At 40.8% G+C, this 22,452-nt stretch carries 22 protein-coding genes; 9 read left to right on the top strand and 13 right to left on the bottom strand.

Annotated features, from left to right (window positions below; genetic code table 11):
- Position 1 precedes the first annotated feature (1 nt).
- The 5 genes from hutH to F3J02_RS17735 all read right to left on the bottom strand — a co-directional run bounded on the left by hutH (position 2) and on the right by F3J02_RS17735 (position 6,073).
- Positions 2 to 1,540: a histidine ammonia-lyase gene (gene hutH / locus F3J02_RS17755; RefSeq protein WP_004806245.1), complete on the bottom strand. Its 1,539-nt coding sequence runs from the start codon at positions 1,538 to 1,540 to the stop codon at positions 2 to 4.
- 84 nt (positions 1,541 to 1,624) lie between these two features.
- Positions 1,625 to 3,301, bottom strand: a complete 1,677-nt coding sequence (gene hutU / locus F3J02_RS17750; protein ID WP_004806244.1) for a urocanate hydratase — start codon at positions 3,299 to 3,301, stop codon at positions 1,625 to 1,627.
- Between the two features lie 237 nt (positions 3,302 to 3,538).
- A complete protein-coding gene (locus F3J02_RS17745; protein WP_167251415.1) occupies positions 3,539 to 4,120 on the bottom strand; it encodes a HutD family protein in 582 nt (193 codons plus the stop codon).
- Entirely contained in the window at positions 4,117 to 4,869 is a 753-nt protein-coding gene (hutC, locus tag F3J02_RS17740; protein ID WP_004654214.1) for a histidine utilization repressor, read from the bottom strand. Before hutC ends, F3J02_RS17745 begins: the two co-directional genes overlap by 4 nt.
- A gap of 148 nt (positions 4,870 to 5,017) precedes the next feature.
- Positions 5,018 to 6,073 carry an aromatic ring-hydroxylating oxygenase subunit alpha gene (locus F3J02_RS17735; protein WP_167251413.1) on the bottom strand — a complete coding sequence of 352 codons (1,056 nt, stop codon included), beginning with the start codon at positions 6,071 to 6,073 and terminating at the stop codon, positions 5,018 to 5,020.
- A gap of 164 nt (positions 6,074 to 6,237) precedes the next feature.
- Between F3J02_RS17735 and F3J02_RS17730 the strand changes: the two genes are divergently transcribed.
- From F3J02_RS17730 to F3J02_RS18515, 6 genes are all read left to right on the top strand, one after another.
- Positions 6,238 to 7,170, top strand: coding sequence for a LysR family transcriptional regulator (locus F3J02_RS17730; RefSeq protein WP_167251504.1), 933 nt, complete (start codon positions 6,238 to 6,240; stop codon positions 7,168 to 7,170).
- A gap of 128 nt (positions 7,171 to 7,298) precedes the next feature.
- Positions 7,299 to 8,249, top strand: coding sequence for an allantoinase PuuE (gene puuE, locus F3J02_RS17725; RefSeq protein ID WP_167251411.1), 951 nt, complete (start codon positions 7,299 to 7,301; stop codon positions 8,247 to 8,249).
- A 100-nt stretch (positions 8,250 to 8,349) separates the two neighbouring features.
- Positions 8,350 to 8,910 carry a dihydrofolate reductase family protein gene (locus tag F3J02_RS17720; protein ID WP_167251409.1) on the top strand — a complete coding sequence of 187 codons (561 nt, stop codon included), beginning with the start codon at positions 8,350 to 8,352 and terminating at the stop codon, positions 8,908 to 8,910.
- Between the two features lie 276 nt (positions 8,911 to 9,186).
- Positions 9,187 to 9,636, top strand: coding sequence for a hypothetical protein (locus F3J02_RS17715; protein WP_167251407.1), 450 nt, complete (start codon positions 9,187 to 9,189; stop codon positions 9,634 to 9,636).
- Between the two features lie 96 nt (positions 9,637 to 9,732).
- The gene (locus tag F3J02_RS18685; RefSeq protein ID WP_266096177.1) at positions 9,733 to 9,861 is read left to right on the top strand and encodes a hypothetical protein; all 129 of its coding nucleotides are present in this window, start codon (positions 9,733 to 9,735) and stop codon (positions 9,859 to 9,861) included.
- Positions 9,862 to 9,942: 81 nt separating this feature from the next.
- Positions 9,943 to 10,173, top strand: a complete 231-nt coding sequence (locus tag F3J02_RS18515) for a hypothetical protein (protein WP_216076289.1) — start codon at positions 9,943 to 9,945, stop codon at positions 10,171 to 10,173.
- Positions 10,174 to 10,254: 81 nt separating this feature from the next.
- Here the strand turns inward: F3J02_RS18515 and F3J02_RS17705 are convergent, their stop codons facing one another.
- The 4 genes from F3J02_RS17705 to F3J02_RS17690 all read right to left on the bottom strand — a co-directional run bounded on the left by F3J02_RS17705 (position 10,255) and on the right by F3J02_RS17690 (position 14,371).
- On the bottom strand, positions 10,255 to 11,709 hold the full coding sequence (locus F3J02_RS17705) for an amidohydrolase family protein (RefSeq protein WP_167251405.1): 1,455 nt from the start codon (positions 11,707 to 11,709) through the stop codon (positions 10,255 to 10,257).
- Positions 11,706 to 12,500, bottom strand: coding sequence for an ABC transporter permease (locus F3J02_RS17700; protein WP_004806223.1), 795 nt, complete (start codon positions 12,498 to 12,500; stop codon positions 11,706 to 11,708). Before F3J02_RS17700 ends, F3J02_RS17705 begins: the two co-directional genes overlap by 4 nt.
- Positions 12,493 to 13,314, bottom strand: coding sequence for an ABC transporter ATP-binding protein (locus F3J02_RS17695; protein ID WP_167251403.1), 822 nt, complete (start codon positions 13,312 to 13,314; stop codon positions 12,493 to 12,495). Before F3J02_RS17695 ends, F3J02_RS17700 begins: the two co-directional genes overlap by 8 nt.
- Before the next feature lie 64 nt (positions 13,315 to 13,378).
- Positions 13,379 to 14,371 carry an ABC transporter substrate-binding protein gene (locus tag F3J02_RS17690; RefSeq protein WP_167251401.1) on the bottom strand — a complete coding sequence of 331 codons (993 nt, stop codon included), beginning with the start codon at positions 14,369 to 14,371 and terminating at the stop codon, positions 13,379 to 13,381.
- A 667-nt stretch (positions 14,372 to 15,038) separates the two neighbouring features.
- Between F3J02_RS17690 and F3J02_RS17685 the strand changes: the two genes are divergently transcribed.
- The gene (locus F3J02_RS17685; RefSeq protein ID WP_167251399.1) at positions 15,039 to 16,052 is read left to right on the top strand and encodes an isopenicillin N synthase family dioxygenase; all 1,014 of its coding nucleotides are present in this window, start codon (positions 15,039 to 15,041) and stop codon (positions 16,050 to 16,052) included.
- A gap of 96 nt (positions 16,053 to 16,148) precedes the next feature.
- On the opposite strand, the gene F3J02_RS17680 is transcribed toward F3J02_RS17685, so the two are convergent.
- The 3 genes from F3J02_RS17680 to alc form a co-directional block, all read right to left on the bottom strand.
- Entirely contained in the window at positions 16,149 to 16,733 is a 585-nt protein-coding gene (locus F3J02_RS17680) for a hypothetical protein (protein ID WP_167251397.1), read from the bottom strand.
- Between the two features lie 129 nt (positions 16,734 to 16,862).
- The gene (locus F3J02_RS17675) at positions 16,863 to 17,369 is read right to left on the bottom strand and encodes an ureidoglycolate lyase (RefSeq protein ID WP_167251395.1); all 507 of its coding nucleotides are present in this window, start codon (positions 17,367 to 17,369) and stop codon (positions 16,863 to 16,865) included.
- Positions 17,370 to 17,434: 65 nt separating this feature from the next.
- Positions 17,435 to 18,439 carry an allantoicase gene (alc, locus tag F3J02_RS17670; RefSeq protein WP_167251393.1) on the bottom strand — a complete coding sequence of 335 codons (1,005 nt, stop codon included), beginning with the start codon at positions 18,437 to 18,439 and terminating at the stop codon, positions 17,435 to 17,437.
- A 164-nt stretch (positions 18,440 to 18,603) separates the two neighbouring features.
- Between alc and F3J02_RS17665 the strand changes: the two genes are divergently transcribed.
- Positions 18,604 to 19,317 carry a FadR/GntR family transcriptional regulator gene (locus tag F3J02_RS17665; protein ID WP_167251391.1) on the top strand — a complete coding sequence of 238 codons (714 nt, stop codon included), beginning with the start codon at positions 18,604 to 18,606 and terminating at the stop codon, positions 19,315 to 19,317.
- 444 nt (positions 19,318 to 19,761) lie between these two features.
- Positions 19,762 to 20,919 carry an FAD-dependent urate hydroxylase HpxO gene (hpxO, locus tag F3J02_RS17660; RefSeq protein WP_167251389.1) on the top strand — a complete coding sequence of 386 codons (1,158 nt, stop codon included), beginning with the start codon at positions 19,762 to 19,764 and terminating at the stop codon, positions 20,917 to 20,919.
- A gap of 111 nt (positions 20,920 to 21,030) precedes the next feature.
- On the opposite strand, the gene F3J02_RS17655 is transcribed toward hpxO, so the two are convergent.
- Positions 21,031 to 22,326 carry an OprD family porin gene (locus F3J02_RS17655; protein WP_167251387.1) on the bottom strand — a complete coding sequence of 432 codons (1,296 nt, stop codon included), beginning with the start codon at positions 22,324 to 22,326 and terminating at the stop codon, positions 21,031 to 21,033.
- Between the last annotated feature and the right edge of the window lie 126 nt (positions 22,327 to 22,452).

The raw sequence follows: 22,452 nt of genomic DNA, 5'->3' as shown, positions 1-22,452 counted from the left end.
ATCACACTTCAGACAAACTCGGTAATAGCTGTGGAATGAGTAATTCGTTCAAGCAGCCACTTGCAAGCAATTCACTCGCTTGCTCAATATCTGGTGCAAAGAAACGATCTTCACTGTAATAAGGCACTTGGTCACGCAGCACTTTACGCGCACGCTCAAGTTTTGGAGAACTCTTCAAACCTTCACGGAAATCAAGACCCTGACATGCCCCTAACCACTCAACTGCAAGAATGCCGCGAACGTTGTCAGCCATATACCACAAACGTTTGCCCGCATTCGGCGCCATGGAAACATGGTCTTCCTGATTTGCAGAGGTCGGTAAACTATCAACACTGGCAGGATGTGCAAGTGCTTTATTGTCACTTGCTAACGCAGCGGCTGTTACTTGAGCAATCATAAAACCTGAATTGACTCCACCATTGGCAACCAAGAATGGTGGCAGCTGTGACATATGACGATCCATCATCATCGAAATACGGCGTTCTGACAGTGAACCAATTTCAGCAATCGCCAATGCAAGGTTGTCCGCAGCCATAGCCACTGGTTCAGCGTGGAAGTTACCACCTGAAATCACATCACCTTCTGCGGCAAAGACCAATGGGTTATCAGATACCGCATTTGATTCAATTGCCAATACTTCTGCAGCTTGACGGATTTGAGTCAAGCAAGCACCCATCACCTGAGGTTGACAACGAAGCGAGTATGGGTCTTGAACCTTGCTACAGTCCTCATGTGAATGAGAAATTTCACTCGATTCAGTCAATAAATCACGATATGCAGCAGCAACATCAATTTGACCACGTTGACCGCGAACTTCATGAATACGTGCATCGAATGGTGCGCGTGAACCCAGCATTGCCTCAACACTTAAACCACCACACACCGTTGCAGCAGCAAATAAATCTTCTGCTTCAAACAAACCACGTAATGCGTATGCTGTAGAAACTTGTGTCCCGTTTAAAAGTGCTAAACCTTCTTTCGCAGCTAAAGAAATTGGCTCTAGACCCGCGATTTTAAGTGCTTCAACCGCAGGTAACCATTCACCTTTATAACGAGCTTTGCTTTCGCCCAATAACACCAAAGACATATGTGCCAGTGGTGCCAAGTCACCTGAGGCACCAACAGAACCTTTTAATGGAATATGCGGATAAACTTCTGCATTGATCAACGCCAGAATGGCATCAATCACTTTACGGCGAATACCTGAAAAGCCACGTGCCAAACTATTTGCTTTAAGCAACATAATCAGACGCACCATTGCATCATCAAGCGGCTCACCCACGCCAGCAGCGTGTGACAGCACCAAAGAACGCTGTAATTGCTCTAAGTCTTCTGGTGCAATTTTAGTTGATGCAAGTAAACCAAAACCCGTATTGATACCGTAAGCAGTACGGCCTTCATTGACGATTTGTTCGACACAAGCAACACTCGCATTGATGCCAGCAGAAGCGCTGTCATCGAGTTTCACTTTGATTGGATTTAAATAAGCGTGGCGCAGATCTGCTAAGCTAAGTTTGCCGGGTTGAATTAGAAGTTCCATTATTGGCGTCCTGTTTTGCACTCTATTGTTCTCTTACGATGCTCAATGCACAATTGCAAAAAGCATCGTAATGTCCATGTCTGTTTATTGTGTGATCATCGGCAAGTTCAAGCCTTGCTCTTTAGCACAATCAATCGCAATGTCATAACCCGCATCGGCATGGCGCATCACCCCTGTTGCAGGGTCATTGGTCAGTACACGTGCAATACGTGCTGCTGCTTCATCTGTACCATCACATACAATCACCACACCCGAATGTTGTGAAAAGCCCATGCCTACACCACCACCATGATGTAGTGATACCCAAGTCGCACCGCCTGCAGTATTGAGCAAGGCATTTAATAATGGCCAGTCAGATACGGCATCTGAACCATCTTTCATTGATTCTGTTTCACGGTTTGGACTAGACACTGAACCTGAATCCAGATGGTCACGACCAATTACGATTGGTGCTGAAAGTTCACCACTACGCACCATTTCATTAAATGCCAAACCGAGTTTTGCACGTAAACCTAAACCAACCCAGCAAATACGCGCTGGTAAACCTTGGAAGCTGATACGTTCACGCGCCATATCTAACCAACGGTGTAAATGTTCATCATCTGGAATGAGTTCTTTTACTTTGGCATCTGTCTTATAGATATCTTCTGGATCACCTGAAAGTGCAGCCCAACGGAATGGACCAACACCACGACAGAACAATGGACGGATATAAGCTGGAACAAAGCCTGGGAAATCAAAGGCATTTGCTACGCCTTCATCTTGTGCCATTTGACGGATGTTGTTGCCATAGTCAAAAGTTGGAACACCCATTTTTTGGAAATCCAACATGGCTTGAACATGCTGTGCCATCGATTGTTTAGCCGCTTTAACAACAACTTCTGGCTCAGTTTTAGCGCGCTGACGATACTCTTCCCATGTCCAGCCAATTGGCAAATAACCATTCAATGGATCATGTGCGCTGGTTTGGTCAGTGACCATATCTGGATGTACACCGCGACGGACTAATTCAGGTAAAATTTCAGCGGCATTGCCATGTAGTGCAATCGAAACGGCTTTGCCTTCTTTGGTATATTTTTCGATACGTGCCAAAGCATCATCTAAATCAGTAGCTTGCTCATCGACATAACGGGTACGTAAACGGAAATCGATACTGCTTTGTTGGCATTCGATATTGAGTGAGCATGCGCCTGCCAATGTTGCAGCCAAAGGTTGTGCACCGCCCATACCGCCTAAACCAGCAGTCAGCACCCAACGACCTGTCAAATCACCGTTATAGTGTTGACGACCTGCTTCTACAAACGTTTCATAGGTACCTTGTACAATGCCTTGGCTACCAATATAAATCCAAGAACCTGCCGTCATCTGACCATACATTGCCAAACCTTTCGCATCCAATTCATTGAAATGCTCCCAAGTTCCCCAATGTGGAACAAGATTCGAGTTTGCAATCAAAACACGCGGTGCGTCTTTATGGGTTTTGAACACACCCACTGGCTTACCAGATTGAACCAACAAGGTTTCATCAGTTTCTAAGTTTTTAAGCGTTTCAACGATCTTGTCAAAACATTCCCAGTTACGTGCAGCACGACCGATGCCACCGTAAACAACAAGCTCTTTTGGATTCTCTGCAACATCAGGGTCAAGATTGTTCATCAGCATGCGTAAAGGCGCTTCTGTTAACCAGCTTTTTGCATTGAGCTTTGTACCACGTGGTGCGCGAATTTCTACATCACGAAATTTTGTTGTCGTTGTTGTCACAATCGGACTCCTTCCATTGAGTTTGAATCAGCAAATTAACCTGCTTTACTGTATAGCAATGTATTAACTTGTATATACATCCATATACTACACAAAACTTTTATATTGAAAAGATGCTTTTCAATCCTTTTATGAAAATAAATTACAAGCTAATGAAATAAATGGATTTATTTTTTATCGGTAATAAAAAACACATACAACCACAGGTTGTATGTGTTTTGTAAAATTTGCAAAAAATTAGATTTTTGTGAGTTCGATCAGACAAGCTAGCTTTAAATGCTGTGATTTTAAAACCAGTTTTTTCAATGCTTTTTGCTGCTCTATTTTAAGACTCTCATGGTGCGCTAAACGAAAAACCTGCCGATCTACTTCAATTTCTAATGGTTCTACACTCTGATTAAAAATAAAAATCAGATCAACTGAACTGAAAATCTCAGTGCTTGCTGACTCAAAAAGCCATTGATAGCGGGATCGCCATTTTTCAGGATTATAAATCAGATTAAAGTCCCGAATCGGCCCATCGATTAATCTACAACTGGTCGTGCTATCGCCACTGAATTGAGCAGATTGTAAAGTTTTCAGATGCTCGGAATCATCGTCAATATTCAATACGATGCCAGCACCTTCCAATACCGTGAGGATACGCTGCATGCCATTAAACTTGGAAAAATCACCCGAAGTTTTCACATCCGCCATAGAGATACGCCAATCAAACGCATCCAAACTGTCACCGTTACTTCGGGCAAGCTCAATGGTATAACCTGCACCATTCTTCCACAGCATCTGTTTATAGTCGGCTGTGTCTAAATGTTGAATCATTGGGTAAACTTACCTTCCAGATAATAACGACTGCCTGGATAGATCAGACGTGCACTGGAAATCAGTTGTTTATTCGACCAAGTTCTGCGACGAATCAATAAACAGGGTTCAGTCTTGTTAATTTTCAGCCATTTACATTCCTGTGCGGATGCAAGAATTGCGGTCACCACATGTTCACCTTCAGTCACAGGTGCTTTCGACATTAAATATGCATTCGGTGTAATGCTTTTAAAGTCTTGTGCCAAATAATCTGGAATCAACATCGGATCGACTAGACGATCTTCGATCTGCACCGGCACATCATTTTCATAATGCACAATGATCGAGTGAAATAGTTTTTGCCCTTCACGAATCTGCATCAACATACTTTGTTCAGCATTGGCCTGAATCTGTTCCAGCACCAAGACTTCGGCATGATGTTTATGATTTCGAGCAATGATTTCTTCGGCAATATTATTGACATGAAACAAAGCAGTACGCCCTTGTCCCTCAGCAACAAAAGAACCGACACCTTGGATACGCACCAACAAACCTTCACTGGTGAGCTCCCGCAAGGCACGATTCACGGTCATGCGGCTACAGCCGAGTAAATTGACCAATTCACTTTCTGATGGGATTTTTTTATTGACGGTCCATGTTCCTTCATAAATCTTTTGTGAAATCATCTGTTTCACACGCAAATACAAAGGAACTGGACTATCTTCTTCTAAGGACAAATCTAAATCGTTTTGCTTTGTCGCTCTTGACATTGGCTAAAACTCATACTAAATACTATAAGTCATTGTATATTGAATTTAACGCAATTGTATATACAAGCCTATACAAATAAATATTTTAAGCCAAATAGAATACAAAGCTCATATTTTTAAGCACTCAAATATCCAAAATTTATTCAAGCTATACCGTATATCTTTTGCTTAAACCCCATTCAGCCAAGATACGACGATACATAGTCGAAGAACGGTCTGCTTCAAAATGTGCTTCCATACTAATATCTAAAGGTAACTCTTCTGGCTTTTGTGCCTCTACCATCTCTTGATCTTCGGCAAAAATCTGCGCATTAAAATCATAAACGGCCTGTAAATCCCCTGTGGTATCGAAATTACGGGTTAACGGTACAAATAAGCGAGTTTTATTATGCGAGATGGGACAACAGGCATTTAAAATCTTGAGCACCCCGTCATTCGGAAAGTGAATGGTTAACACTGCTGAAAATGGTGGATAAACATCAAAGATCCGCTCCCACACAAAATCATCAGGTGCTAAATGCTGCATGCCATGCGGATAGTTACTGACATTACTGGTGTAGTTTGTATGCAAGCCATAATCGGTACGTTCAGTCGAATATTTAGGTACCACAGGATTATCTCGATCGGCAAAGGCCTGATGATGCACCCAAGCAAAGTGTGCCACATCAATAAAACCTTCCAATTGACGACCGCTTGACCCTGCAATATCCACAGACGGTGGCAAAATCGCTTGATGCTCCTCGTGTGCCCATGTGTCTAATACAGGGAAGTTTGCCAAACTTTCATCTCTGCCCAAAATACTGGTCCAGACCAAACCATATTTTAAAACCACAGGAAACTTGGTCAGCGAAAAGCGCTCTGAGATTTTATTTAAATCAGGTTGAGCTGGGATTTTTGTGCATTTGCCATCTTCATTAAAATGAAGTCCATGATAAGGACAAATCAAAGTATCCCCCTCAACCCAGCCTTTACTCAAAGGCACACCACGATGCGGGCAAATATCCCGAGCTAAATGAATCTGCCCTGTTTCGGTCTTATACAAAGCCAGGTTCATATCCAATAAGGTCACTTGCTGCGGCTTGCTGCTCACATCTTCGATACGTGCCACGGGATACCAATGTTGTGCAAGAATCTGCCAATCCTGATCATCAAATTGGCTATGACATGGCTTATTTGGAAGATTGATGAATGGAATTGCGTTCATATCCTGTGCTCATTTTTAAGGTTTTTCTCTTCATGAACAGTGTGAAATAGATCAATATTCTCGTCTATTAGAATGATTTATATGCATCATTCTAAAAATTAGAACAGCCTAGGCACTAAAATTGCTTTTGTATTACAACCTGCTTTATCTCAAGTGAGTTTGCAATAGCGCTGCCATTTTCACGTTTTGCCGATTATTTTATTGCCGTTGCCAAAACAGGCAGTTTAAGAAAAGCGGCCGACCAACTGTTTATTTCTGTCTCAGCGGTACATCGGCAGATCGTTTTGGCAGAAGAAGAACTCGGTGTGGCTTTATTTGAACGTTTGCCCAGTGGACTCAAGCTGACTTTGGCTGGTGAATTACTTTATGCCGATCTACGCAACTGGCAAAAAGAGTTTCAAATCACGCAAAAACGCTTAAATGAAATCCAAGGTATACAACGCGGTTCGATTGATTTTGGGATGATTGCAGCACTCAGTGAAAGCTTTGTCAGTGCCGTGATGCAGTCTATAGTTCAGCAATATCCATGGATTAATTTTAAGGTTCGTGTCTTGGACAGTGATCGCATCGCTGATTTGGTGATCAATGCTGAACTCGACTTTGGCTTGATTCTGAATCCCAAACATCAGCATCAATTGCAGATCAGCGCCTTTATTGAAATGCCCTTAGGTTTCGTGATTCCTAAACAGCACCCTTTAGCCGATAAAGAAAAAATCTACTTCTCCGATACGCTGGAATTCAATCATATTATTCCTGCCGAGCCTTTGGTTATTCATGACCATGTCACCGCCTTATATAAAAAACAGGACTTTCACCCACGCCATACCATCGAATGCAATGATATCCATATGATGATTTCATTGCTCAGGCAAAACCTAGGCATCAGCATCATGAGTTATCTGGATGCAGCCCCTTATATTGAAAATGCTGAATTTGAATTTAGAGCGATCAATGACCATGGCCTACACCCGATTACAGTTGCACTTTGTGTTGCACCAAAACGACAACTTTCTCGGATTGCGCAAATCATGATGAATCAAATCATTGCAGAGATGGAGGCACTAAAATCGCGCATGCTAATGAATATCCATCAATAAAACTATATTTTCGCACCAAAATAAAACACACAAACCATTGATTTAAATCAATATAGCATTTGACACCCAAAGTTTTAATCGGGTAAGTTGATGTGAAGATTCACCTTTTTCACGATTCAGGCATTGCTATGGTTTGGTCCAATACAGACACTCATTTAACAGCAGATTATCCACGCGATATGGTCGGTTATGCCGATCAACCGCCACATGCCCAATGGCCCAATCAAGCAAAAATCGCGGTGCAGTTTGTGCTGAATTATGAAGAAGGTGGTGAAAAAAATATTCTTCATGGTGATGAAGGGTCGGAACAGTTTTTGTCTGAAATCAGTGGTGCAGAAAGTTATCCTGCACGACATCTTTCAATGGACTCGATTTATGAATATGGCTCACGGGTCGGTTTCTGGCGCATTCAGCAGGAATTTGCCAAACGCAAATTACCCATGACCATTTTTGCTGTAGCGATGGCGTTGCAACGGAATCCATTGGTGGTCGAAGCGATCAAAAACAATAACTATGATGTAGTCTCGCATGGCTTGCGCTGGATTCATTATCAAAATATGGATCTTGAAACAGAAAAGCAGCATATGGCTGAAGCCATGCACATTCTTAAAGATTTGTTTGGTGAAATGCCGACAGGTTGGTACACAGGCCGAGATAGCCCCAATACCCGTCAATTATTGGCGGAATATGATCAGGTGCAATATGACAGCGATTATTACGGTGATGACTTACCTTTTTGGACAACACTCCGCAATGCAGCGGGTGCAAGTCGTCCACATTTAATTATTCCCTATACACTTGATACCAATGATATGAAATTTGCTTCTCCTACGGGTTTTAATCGTAGTGAAGATTTTTTTGAATATTTAAAAGATGCTTTTGATGTCCTCTATGCAGAGGGAGCAACCTCACCCAAGATGCTTTCGATTGGCATGCATTGTCGAATTTTAGGACGTCCTGCCCGCTTTAAGGCATTACAACGTTTCCTAGACTATGTACAAAATCATGATCGGGTCTGGATTTGCACCCGTCAGCAGATTGCGGAGCATTGGTATACACATCATCCTTTTCAAGCTTAGGTTCATTAAAGCGTCATAATGTGTCGTACATCCGATTTAAACAATTTATCCAAAGAAAATAAGCTTTAAGCTACTCCTTTAGAATAAGGAGATGATCAGGATGAAAGTACAGTATTTTGCAGCGAGTACACTAGATGGATTTATTGCGACCGAAGACGATTCTTTAGAATGGTTATTTGCATTAGGCGAACTAGATAACTCAAGTTATCCCTCTTTTATTGCAAATGTTGGTGCTTTGGTGATGGGATCGGCAACTTATGAATGGATATTGAATAACGCAGAGCAAGTTGCTGCCGAAACAGGTTCCCCTTGGCCCTATACCCAACCAACTTGGGTATTTTCCAGTCGTGAACTACCCTTGATTGAAAGTGCAAATATCCATTTTGTACAAGGAGACATCACTCCTGTTTACGCTGAAATACAATCCATCATTGGGGATAAGAATATTTGGATTGTAGGTGGTGGCGAATTAGCGGGCCAGTTCTATGATGCCAATTTACTTGATGAACTCATTATACAAATTGGTTCAGTCACCCTTGGGAAAGGAAAAGCACTATTTCCTCGAAGCGTATTAGCACCAGCACTTAAATTAATCTCTGTTCATCAAATGGGTGAAGGTATGGTCGAATTACACTATACCTTTGATTGTAAACAAAATTAGCCAAATGTGAATGCCTTATCTAACCTGTAAAAACTGGTAAAACACTCAACTCAATCTAAATAGCCCATTCTGTTAAATAAAATGGGTTATTCGGAAGAGTTCTCCAATCTTTTAGCTGATGCAATTTTATAATTTAGTTGCAAATCGACAAGACGCGTTTATATAGACCTCGCTTAATTTTCAAATGAAAAAGAACTAACTACAATAAAACTAAAATTTAAATCAGTGTCATTATTTGAATGGTGAGTAATGATGTAGTTTTTGGAGATATAAATCATGAAATACGATGATGCTTCTTGGCATTATGGTGGTGACTTCCCTACTGATCTTCCACAAGAGGCAGGAGCAACCCATATTGGAATGTTTTTAACATGGATGCTTTTTCACAACTTTGCTAGTGAAGAATTAATGGAAGATTCACAAGATGCCATTGAGCATTTAAAGACAAGACAAATTACAGGAGCACATTTTCTAATTGATGAACTTGATGAAAAGCTCACTGACAATGATTTTACCGAAGAAGGTAATGCTTTTGCTTTGGCATATTACGAAGGATTAAATAATGATAGTCGATATATTGATGACTACTTGCTTAGCTTTTCAGTAGATACTCACAACGTGTATAGAGTCGCTGATACCTGGGAAAATTACGACAAATTGGCAAGCCATATTGATGAAAGGTATCGTAAGTGGGTCATGGATGGTCGACCCCAATACATTAGCTGAAAGGTAGCAATAAAATAGTAATCAAGAACTCTCTGAAAAAAATAAAGCTTAACAGATAAAAAATAATGTTTTTTAATAATGAACTAGAGGTGTTTCGTGTCCTTATATCAAAAAGGAAAATATTGGTATGGTCAAAATCGAGACGACTTGCGCTTAGAAATGACTCGTTTTAGTCGCCTAAATGGTTATGAAGCAAAAGAATTTGCATCAAGTTTCTGTCGATGAGGAAGCCATATTTTCTGTTTAGAAAGTGACGAAAATGAAGGAGTTGCTAAACGGATCTGTACTCAATGTAACCATTCACATATGATGGGAGATAGTGCTGAATATATTGAGAATGCCAAGCTAGAAGAACATCTTTGTATTTGTGACAATCAAAAATTTGAGCTGGAATCTGCAGTTGCACTTTATGATGGATCAAATGATGTCCGCTGGTATTACATAGGCTGTCTCTGTACAAATTGCTCACTTATTGGTGTATTTGTAGATTGGAAATGTGAAGGCGGAAATGCAACCGAATTTTTAGCTAGAATATAAACACGCTCATTTTAACTCTTGGATAGTCACTATTTAAGAAAGAGCGCTATCCACCGTCATGAGGTAATCCATTCTTTTAGCTTAGGCTATTTTCGCCATATCCATACTCCGCTGTTGTAACAACTTCACCGCTTGCTTAGCTTGCCAAGCCAACTCCATCATATCCAGATCAGGAAGCTGATCATTTTCCATCACCATTTTCCCTGCTATAAACATGGCCTTGATATGCGCTCGTCCACCACTTGCCACAGGTCCAATCGCCATATCATGCAAGCCAAAATAACGAGGATCATCTAACTGATAAATGACCAAGTCAGCCTGTTGCCCGACTTCAATTGTGCCGACTTGATCAAGCCCTAAAATCTTGGCTCCACCCACTGTTCCCCAACGGATCACATCCTCAATACTGGCAGCATCTGCACCACCTTCAAATTGTCCACCTTGATATTGTGGTGTCGCCAACATCCCCTTTCTGGCACGTTGTAATAGCCAAGCCGCATGAGTCTCAGACAACATATCTGCAGCTTCATTGGAACCCGCACCATCTACCCCAATCGAAATGGTCATGCCTGCCTGTTCCAAAGCAACAAGATCGGCAATGCCACTACCCAAACGAGCATTACTCTGAGGACAATGCGCAATACCTGTTTGAGTTTGACCCAACAACCGAATTTCTTCGGGTAGTAATTTCACCAGATGAGCAAACCAGACATCATTACCAATCCAATCCTGCTCGGCACAAAACTGGACTGGGGTCATACCAAACTTGGCTCTAGCTGCATCCAGATAATCCACTGTTTCGGATAAATGACTATGCATCCGAATCCCCAATTGTCTAGCGATTCTGGCACTTTCGCGTAATTGCTGCGCTGTGGTCGAATGCAAGGTTGAAGTCGGTGCCATCACGATTTTTCGGAATGCATCTGAATCTGGCTGATGATAGTGCTGCACCAAACGCTCAATATCCACCATATAATCTTCAAATTTCTCAGGATGCAAGGCTTGAGGTAACTCACTTTCCAAACCACGCGTTAAAGTTGCACCGCCACGACACAGCACAAAGCGCATACCCAATTTTTCAGCTTCATCAAATAAAATTGCAGCACCATCAAAAGGCATCTGTGGCCAATATAAATAATGATGATCTGCCACCGTTGCACAACCTGAACGTAATAATTCAATTAAGCCAATACGTACTGCAATCCTAAAAGTGTGTTCATCAAATGCACCACGAAACCGATATGGTGTACTGGCAAGCCACGAGGTCAAGTTTTGATTCAAACCTTGTGGCTCACCCTTTAATAAAGACTGAAATAAATGGTGATGGGTATTTACCCATGCTGGGTAAATCACACAATCTTTGGCATTAATCACCTGTTCATTCGGCTGAGCACTTAACCGCCCTATTTCAGTAATTTTACCTGATAGGATGCGGATATCAGTGCATGAACAACGTGCTGCATCTCCAGTTAAACCTGTCAAAATGGCATGGGCATTTTGAATTAAATAGCTATTATTTAAAGGTACTGAACTCATACTTGCTCACTCTCATGCCATTTACTTAAAAAGAACTGGCTTAATAAAGACATCACGACAAATAAGCCCAAACCCGTGCAGGTAATTAGGAATAATGCAGCAAACATCAAAGGTAAATCCAACTGAAAACCTGCTTGTAAGATTTGATAAGCCAAGCCCGCACTGGTGCCACCCGCGCCTGCAACGAACTCAGAAACCACAGCACCAATCAGCGCCAAGCCACAGGAAATCCGTAAGCCACCAAAGAAATAAGGCAAAGCATTCGGCACACGTAAACGCATCAAAATCTGCCAACGACTGGCTTTATTGATTTGAAAAAGGTTAAGCAAACCTTTATTAACACTACGCAGACCCAAGGTGGTATTGGTCAGTATTGGAAAGACTGCGACTAACATGGCACACACCACCAACGCCAAAGTGGTATTTTGAATCCAGATGATGACTAAGGGTGCGATTGCAACAATCGGTGTGACCTGAAACAAAATGGCATACGGCATAAAACAGGCTTCGAGCACGCGACTTTGTACAAATACAAAAGCGATCAATGTGCCAATCATTACGGCGCAGACAAAAGCCAATAAGGTGATTTTTAAAGTCACCCATAAACTACCGAATAACACACTGGACTGATTAATCAGCGCCATGACAATATCACTGGGCTTCGGCACGACATACACAGGGACTTCCAGTTGTTGAAAACTCAGTTGCCAAAACAGCAGAAAGATCAAACCGAGTCCCAATGGCGCGGCAATACGTTGTACCGTTGGATGTTGTAGCAATGGTTTAATCATGAGCATGCCCTCCACTCGCTTCAACCAATAATTGCGATAGATGCGAACATTGTTGAATAAAGATGTCTGAGCTTCGGAAAGACTCATCACGTTGGTATGGTCCTTTAATCTTCAGATCCGCCACCACACGCCCTGGTCGCGCACCCATCACAATGACCCGTGAAGACAGATACACCGCCTCATAAATACTATGGGTCACGAACACCACTGTGAGATCTCGTTCTGACCATAATTGACGAATATCACTATCCAGTTTATGGCGGCTAAACTCATCCAATGCGCCAAAAGGTTCATCCATCAACAATAGATCAGGTTCTGTCACTAAGGCTCTGGCTAAAGAGGCACGCATTTGCATGCCACCCGAAAGTTCACGTGGATAAGCTGTGCTAAATTTTTCTAAACCAACGGCTTTTAAAGCAGCTTGGACTTTGGGCGTACTGGTTGATTTGGCAATATGCTGCAAATCCAAAGGTAAGCGTACATTGTCCTCGATATTGGCCCACGGCATCAGCGTGGCTTCCTGAAACACCATGGCCATTTTGCATTGTGATTGAATATCAGCTTTACCATTCCAGCGTACTAACCCAGCAGAAGGTTGTTCCAGATCGGCAAACATTTTCAGCAAGGTACTTTTACCGCAACCTGATGGTCCCAGTAATGAAATAATCTCACCGCGTGCAATATTTAAATCCAGTCGTTGTAAGGCATTGGTGCCATTGGGATAGGTTTTTTCAACCCCTCTGGCCATGATCATTGGTGTAATAAAGTTCGAAGATTCTTGTATTGGTATCTCAATTGATAAAGCAGAATTCATGTGGTTTCCCCTTCGTGCGAATGCGCTATTTTGTTAACCCTTCAACCATGATTTAGAGCTATGATTATTTGCTAGCTTTAACAAACTGCGTGGTATAAGCGGTTTTCCAATTGGTTTGAGCTTTGAGTAAGCCTGCGTTCACCATAAAATCTCGCGTTGCTTTCCAACGCGCATCCGTCATAACACCAATGCCTTGGGTCTTGGCATCACCACCATCAATCAATTTCAATTTTCGCATTTGCCCGACCGCAAAAGTCAGCAATTCATCATTCATATTCGGGTTTTCTTTTTTAATGATGCTATTGCCCAAGCGTGGATCAGCCAAATAGTTTTTCCATCCCTCCATCGACGCTTGGACAAAACGGCGCAGCACATCAGGTTTGTTTTGAATGACATCATTACGTGTGACTAAAATGCCGCCATAAGCAGGATAACCAGCATCAGCAAATAGAAAGAAATTGCTCGATGGCTCTGCTTTTTTCGCCTGAAAGACTTCTGAGGTGGCATAGGCTTGCTGGACGACATTTTTGCCTGCTAAGAATGGCTGCATATTGAAGGTATAAGGGCGTGCCTGTGCAGCATCTAATTTATATTTGCCTTTTAACCAAGGCCACCAGCTTGCTTGCCCACTGGTCGAGACCAGAATGGTTTTACCTTTGAGATCGGCCAAAGACTTTACATCGCTGTGGGTTAAAACACCTTGTGGATCAAACTGGAATGGAGCTGCCACCGCTTTGATGGGAAAGTTGCTTTCGATGCCTTTTAGAACCTGTAGGTCATAATTAATAATAATATCGGCACGTTTTGATAATAATAAGGTCATATTATTGACCTGTGGCCCACCAATTTTAATATCGACATCGAGTCCGTATTTTTTATAAATTCCTTGTGCCAGTGCTTGGTAATATCCCCCTTGCTCGGCTTGTGCAAACCATGTGGTTTGTAATACAAGTTTATCGGCTGCATCACTGGTTGAACTAAGAAGTATTCCTAAACCCAATAACGTGCTTGCGATAACAGTACGTCGCCCTTTGCCTACATAGTGCTGAATATTCATAAGTAAGACCCCTAAATCTGTATGGATTCATCTTGCTATTCTTTTTAGGGGTTCAATCAATGTATAAGTTACACATTTCTCTCAAAACCAAATCAATTGGCTTTGTCCCCAAAAGAGGAACAGCAAACGCTGTAGAGCAATGTCCCGTGTGTTCGCAACACACTGACCGCTTATACTCAGTAATGATTTAGCAAGCTCTGTGCCAAGATTGATTTCATCATATTTTTCATCGGCAAAATCTAGGTTAGATTTATTTTTACTCGTTCTTAGCTAAAGCATCTAGATCGATTATTCAATTTTGTGCGCAATCAAAAATAAAATCGAATATTAAATGCACTGTTTTAAAACAAACTTATGCGCAGAAATGAATCATTTGTACGCTGATAGAAAGGAAACTATTTGTGAACTTTAGAATTTATCTGTGTATTCGTTCATTTTCATTCATCTATAAACTGGTATAAAAAATGCTTATGACTTTATGTCAGAGTAGAAGCGTTCAGCATAGTCAGTTACATCAACTGCTGTGTGGGTCATTGCTCAGAAATCAGCTCACTTTTTTATAAAGCTTTCTCTTATGGAACAAGTGCAGCTCTTTTTTGAATGTGACCCCGTCTCTTTCAATCTATTTGATTGGGTCACGGTTTATCCAAAAGATGAGGTTGAAAATATGAATAACGCCAACGTGACTGCATTAGCTGAAAATGACTACAGCTTAGAAGAACTACAAAAAGAAGCTCGTATGGGAGCTTTGGGTCAAGAAACCTTTGAACGCGAAATTCGGGTGATTGATTTATCTGACTTCGAACAACGCAAGTATGAAATAGCCGAGCAGCTTTGGGCCGCTGCAACTGATATTGGCTTTTTTCAAGTCTCGCATCATGGTATTCCAATTGAGCAAATCCAAACTGCATTTGACATGACACAACAGTTTTTTTCTCTGCCTGAACCTGTCAAAGCACGCTACCCACTTAATCGAAATGCAGGCTGGGAAAGTAAAGCTCAGGTTCGTCCATCGACCAGTACCCCAGACCAAAAAGAATCCTATCAAATTACCCGCCCACGAATGGAGGGGCTTTATCCGACCGAACAAGAGCTGCCTGACTTTAAAAATACTATGCTGCAGTTTGAACATGCCTGTTGGCAAGTCGGTATGAAAATACTCTCTTGTTTTGCCTATAAACTGGGCTTTACAGATAATTTCTTTAGCCTTGCCCATGATCCTGAACAAGAAAGCTATCAAAGTACCTTAAGAATGTTGCACTACTATGCCATTGATCCTACTTTAAAAGATCAATTAGGCCTATGGCGTGCAGGTGCACATACCGATTTTGATTGTTTGACCTTATTGTTCCAACGTAAAGGTCAAGGTGGTCTGCAAGTTTGCCCTGGTAAGGATATGGAACAACAACAATGGACCAGTATCGAACCACGTGATGATGTAATCACCTGTAATATTGGCGATATGCTGATGCGTTGGAGTGATGATCAATTACCTTCTAATTTCCATCGTGTCAAAAATCCAGAAGCCAATGAGTATCAAGGGGCTCGTTATAGTCTGGCGTTCTTCTGTCAAGCCAATGAAGATGTACTGATTGAAAGTCCACAACAGAAATATCCTGCAATCACGGCCAAGGAATATTTAAAACAAAGAATTAGTGCGAATTTTAAAGGGAAGTACTGATTTTATCCATTCAGCCAGTAAAAATACTGGCTGAATTTAGTTTAAACACTAGTATTAAGCTCGATAATAATTAAGCTTACCTTGTAAAGAACTTTATCATTTAAGAATATTACATTCAGGATTAGCTTTTTGAATTTCTGCATACTTAGCATTAATATCAGCTACTTTTTTCTTGTCCTCTTCTGATGCAAATAATTCAGCAATATCAGGTTGAGGGATTTTTGATAATTCTGCTCGGTATTCGCTTTCAAGTTTTCCGCATTTAGCTTGATACTCATCTTTTTCTTTTTTCAAAACATCGAATTGATCTTTAGAAATACGTTCATACGTTACAAAATTAACTTTAAGTTCAGAATTATTTTCTCTTAAGCTAAAAACTAGAGGAGTTTCACCGCCAGATGTCAGTGTATTACCTTCTGATCTAAGATTTCGAAGAAACTCTCCAGTAAGAGCATCTGACATATCATAACCACCATTATTTGCCCTTATCTCAATAAGTAGCTTATTTCTTAAATCTGGTGTTCCTTTATTTTTCCAATACCCTAAAAATAAATCATCAACCTTTTCACTGGATTTCTCTTGAGTTTGGATTGTTGATTTTTCATTTGAATTTCGATTATCTTCAGGTTTAGAACAAGCTGTAAGTAATACAATCAATAGTGACAATACAATTTTTTTCATTTTCACAGTTTTACTTTAAAATCGAAAAGCAAGAATAACTTAAATTAATTTAAATAAATCATTATAGAGCATACTAATCTGTATAAAAAATGTTTAAACTATAACTGGTATTTTATTAATTCCCGAATATCACTTTCCGACAGAACAAAACTCCACTAGCTGATAAATATCACAATTACTGCCACCACCAATCCGATCAACCACGAGAAAATCACTGTTTGCCTCTAAGGTAATTAAAGGATGGTGCCATACCCCTTGATGGTAGGTAATTCCCTGTTGCCCATTGCTGATAAAAGCTTGAATCCGCTGCTCATCAGGTCGTGTTTGGTCAAATGGCAACGCCACAACGATAATAAACCTCTGTTGCTGTAATGGAATAAAGGACTGTGAACCATAAGGATGTCGTTCTAGCATCTCAATCTGAAATGGAACCGATGTTGCAAACAGATTATGAAAAATACTTATCCCAACCGTAGCCTGCTCTCCTGAAACCTGTGCCAATGAAAGCGCATGATAACGTTCAGTGAGCCCCTGATTAATTGGGATAAAGTCTTTGCCACACTTTTCAATCACATCGCCAAAGGACGCAAAGCTATCTTGAGTTAAAGGCCGAATTTCAATATTTTTTTCATGCATAGATGTTCTCTTTCATTTCTTATCAGCCTTATTGAGTCACAATAAGGCTATTCACTCATGAGAAATTACCTAACCACTTTTCCCCATAAACGAATCCGACTAATCCCACCATCAGGAATCATATTGACGCGGATATAATTCACTTTTTGATGTTGAAGCACTTCTGCAACATATTCATGAATATTGTCCATGGTCAAAGGCTGCTGTTCCAATAAAAAGGGCCAAAACATACTCTGAGGAATAAGCTGCGCGTCGGTTGCATCTTCAACATAAGCCGCTTGAATCGAACAAAATGCAGGATAATTGCCTTTGAAATAGGCAGTATCTACTTCAATTTTTTCAATCTGCCCTGTTTGTCCCAAAGCAATAATGCACCAGTCAAAACCTGGCGCACGGCGACGTTTAGTTTCCCAACCATCACCCATGTTTAAACCGCGATCAGGACTAAGCAAATTATTCGGATGGCCAAAATGCGCATCGCTAAAGCCCACAATACGCCCACCATTTTTTAAACCAATTAAATCCATCTGCTGAGTTGTATCAACATTTTCGAGCACCACACGGCCATACACTCGTAAACGGGCGATACCACCATCAGGGAAAATATTGATCCGAATATGCGTGATTTTCTGTGCTGAGCAATCAAAGAAATGATGCTGATCTGGAGATAGAACCGTATTTTCTAATAATGCAGTCCATGTCATATCTTCTAATTGATTATCTGGCGCATAACAGCCTTCAATAGAAGCAGATGCAGGATAATTGCCTGTAAAGAATGAGGTATCAATATCAAACCCTGATACAACCCCTGTGACACCTAAACGAACAATACACCAGTCATAACCTGCTTCACGCTTGCGCCGTGTTTCCCAACCATCCATCCATTTGCCGTGATCATCATATTTTCCTTCGATGAATTGAGCTGGTGTGCTTTGCAACATTCTTACAGCTTCTGCAAAAAACTCATCGGAACAACTCACGATACCTGCACCAATTCTGGCATCCGCAAGATTGGTTAGGCTTTGAAAATGGTTAGGTAAGGCTATGCTTTTAGCAACATGCACTGTCATTGATCATTCCTGAAAATTTCATTTCTATTCTATTATGCAAGATCCAGTCCAACTGGTCTGACCTGTTGTCAAAAATATAGCGATTTTCAATCAAGAACACCAACACAAAGATAAATTTTGTGTAGAATCAAACTGTTTATTTTTATATTTAAGGTGCGTTGTTGATGAGTCCACAAGCGATGCTCAATGGAAAATCATCTCAGGTGACTGAGCAAGCGGTGGAAGTAATTCATCAACGCATTCAACAAAATACTTATGCAGTCGGTTCTGCCTTACCATCACAACGTGATCTTGCTCTTCAATTAGGAATCAGCCGTGCTTCTTTACGTGAAGCATTAACCCGTCTTGCAGCCTTAGGTCTGTTAGAAATCAAGGCTGGTAAAGGTGTTTACGTTATTTCACAGCATAGCCAAGCGGCAGAACAATGGGATGGTGAGCATCGAATTTCACTCAAGGATTTCTACCAATTACGTTATGTACTGGAAGGCTTTTGTGCACTACTCGCCTGCGAATATTTAACCGCACAAGATAAATCTATCTTAGAACAACATCATCAAGCACTCACTAGCGCAATTCAAGAACAGAATTGGCAAGCAGCTTCTGAAGCTGATTATGCTTTTCATCAGCACATTATCCTATTAAGCCATAATCAATCGATTATTCAGACACTTAAAATGCATACTGAATGGATCAAAAAGAGTCAAATCCTGCCTTTCCTACAACCTAATTTGGCATTTAAAACCATTCAGGAACATGAAGTCATTCTACAAGCCTTATTTAAACAAGATGCTGCAGCGGCAGAAAAAGCCATGCAAGCGCATATTATTGGGGCTGCGCAACGGGCGGGTGTGTACTTTTCTCGACATGAGAATGTTTAAAAAGTCCCTTATTTAATTTGAATATAAGCATCTATTCAGTATCGTGACTGGCAGCATGGATGCCGCCTGTTTAGCTGTGGTATCAAGGAAATACCATCAGATAAACAAAGGATTTTTGTTACTTTTGATCCTTAAAAAGTAAGGTAAAAATTATCGTTTTAAATTCTACCGAAGCAAAATATTTATGATGTGCTTTAAACATAGGTAAACTTTCACAATCACATTAGTTGAAGAAAAATCTTACATTTGTTTTAGCTAAAAACTTGAACTTTTATTAACGCACCACTTTGCCCCATGCTTTGAACCACATCAATGCAGCCTTTCTATTTCTGCTTTTTAATAAGGCAATATATCTGGTATGACCAGTAAAACCAGTTATTAGAATTGGCACACTTCTCGCTTAGAACTGTTTAGAAACTTATTTATATATTTAGGGTCTGAACAATGAATATTGCGATTGTAGGTGCAGGTATGGGCGGTTTAACTGCTGGTATCGCTTTAAAAAAATTTGGTCATCAGGTCACGATTTACGAACAGGCAGCCGAAATATTACCTGTTGGAGCAGCGATTTCACTTTGGTCAAATGGGGTCAAGTGCCTCAATTATCTGGGATTAACCGATCAAATTCAGGCTTTAGGTGGGCAAATGGAATCTTTGGCTTATATGGATGGACTAAGCCAACAAACCATGACCCAATTTAGTTTAACACCGTTATATAAAGAAGTTGGACAACGTGCCTACCCTATTGCACGAGCAGATTTGCAACAGTTACTCATGCAGCAATTTGGTTTGGAAGATATCAAACTCGGTATGAAAATGACTGAGATTGAAACTCATCAAGATGATGTCACGATTCATTTTCAGGATGGTTCTCAAATTACAGCCGATCTATTGATTGGTGCAGATGGTACACACTCACTCACTCGACAATTTGTGCTCGGCTATCAAGTTGAACGTCGTTATGCAGGTTATGTCAATTGGAATGGGCTTGTTGAAATCGATGAAGAGATTGCCCCTGCTTTGCAATGGACCACTTATATTGGCGAAGGAAAACGGGTATCGCTAATGCCCGTTGCCCAAAATCGTTTTTATTTCTTCTTTGATGTACCTCTAGCGGCGGGACTTGCAAACCACCGCGAGCGTTATAAACAGGATCTAAAAACCTATTTTAGTGGCTGGTGTGAACCCGTACAAAAGTTGATTAATTGCTTAGATGAGCAAAAAACCAATCGTGTTGAAATCCACGATATTGAACCTTTTATGGATTTCTACCGAGGACGAGTCGTATTATTAGGTGATGCAGCACACAGCACCACACCGGATATTGGGCAAGGTGGCTGCCAAGCCATGGAAGATGCGATTTATCTTGCCCGTGCCCTGCAAATCAATACCTTCGGTTTAGATGATGCCTTAACACGCTACCAAAACAAACGGAATGATCGAACCAAAGAAATGGTACTTCGAGCACGTAAGCGTTGCGATGTCACTCATATGAAAGATCCAGAAGTGACCCAAGAATGGTATCAATCACTATATCAGGAACAAGGCTCACATATCATGCAAGGGATTATTAGCAATATTATTGGTAATCCACTGGATTAAGTATTTATCTTTTTAACTCCCCCCGAACAAGGGGGCTTTTTTTAGCTTTTTGAACATAAAAAAAATGCACACCTCTTGTGAGGTATGCATCAGCTACAATGGCCCAATCAATTAAAACTTATAACTCAACGCAAAACGGTTTTGTAAAAAATTCTTGTCATAGCGTGGCGAAGTCTGAATCCCAGCAAAATTACTGACACTGAAACCTTTTAAAGCACCTGTGAAATTATAAATACCGAATAGCATATATTCTGATTGATTACGACTAGCGACACTCTCGGCCTCTTTTAAATCCATATATGAATAGCGTGCGCCTGCAATGACTTGATCAGATATTTTCCCCTCCAAGGACAACATCAAAGCATTGCCCGCACCTAAATCCTGGGTACTGGTAAAAAAGGGTTGTGCAAAGATTTCACCAGATGAGGTTTGACTAGCATACGGCATTAATAGTGCACCATTTAAATAGCTGTTCTGGTCTGGCTTAATATAGTTGTAGGCGACCTTCAAACTGGCAGTAGGCAATACTTTAAAAGCCGCCTGTACACCCCAGATCTGACTGTTGATCTCACCAGCAAATGCTTTACTCTGATCTTTACCAGACATATATTGTAGTGAAAACTCAGGAGCGTACTTCAGTTGTGAAAATCTAAGATCCGCTTGGGTATAAATTAAGCGTAGATAGTCATCATAGTCTTGATACCAGAGTTGTGTCTTGAGGCTTTTATTAGTGTCTAACTCAAAACGTTTCCCTACACCAATTGACCAAACGCCATCCGTTTCAACTTTTGAATTTTGGCGTGAGCTTTTAGTAAACTCATCTTCAGCATAACTTTTATATTTATTAACCTTAGTCAAACGTAGGAAATCATATTGGTTGCCGATCTGCACATCTGAGGCTTGATATAAAAACATCAATACACGGCGGTCTGCGTAGTCTCCCATAAAAGGTAAATTTAAACGCTGATTACCCACAGTCACCCGAGCCAAATCATTTTTCCATGTCAGATAAGCTTCGGCTAAACCATCTCGATCTTCTTTTAACTCGGAAACTTCATCATTTTTGTTCTTCTCGTCTAAACGACGCTGAATATCATAACCAACAGCTGCCTGTACTCCATAAAAAGGAGCGGTCTCATATTTGATATAGCCCCCAATCACAGCTGTATCTTGATTTAAATTATTGACAAAATAGCCATTATTCAAAGAATAATAGGCTGATTTCACTGCTCCATGCACACTGCCGCAACTCAATACTGTCGACATAGCCGCAACTGAATCATTGCGAGTCTGACAGTCTTGTTGCAAATTAAACAGCCCATTTAAGCTGGTATCTGCCGCCCATGCTTGCATTGTGGCAGTCATCGCAATACTTAAGATCACTGCATTTAATTTAAGATTTCTCATGAGTATTTCCCCGAAAGTTAGATCTAAAAATCGCTTTAGGTCTTTAAAATCCTGTTTTTGGCTTTTTTACAGCCAAAAACTCCCCTAGACCTATTCAAAAATGAATAAGCGACTTTTAAATTTTTG

Source organism: Acinetobacter sp. Tr-809, assembly GCF_011753255.1.
GTDB lineage: Bacteria > Pseudomonadota > Gammaproteobacteria > Pseudomonadales > Moraxellaceae > Acinetobacter.
This window is presented reverse-complemented; position numbering and strand designations above follow the sequence as displayed.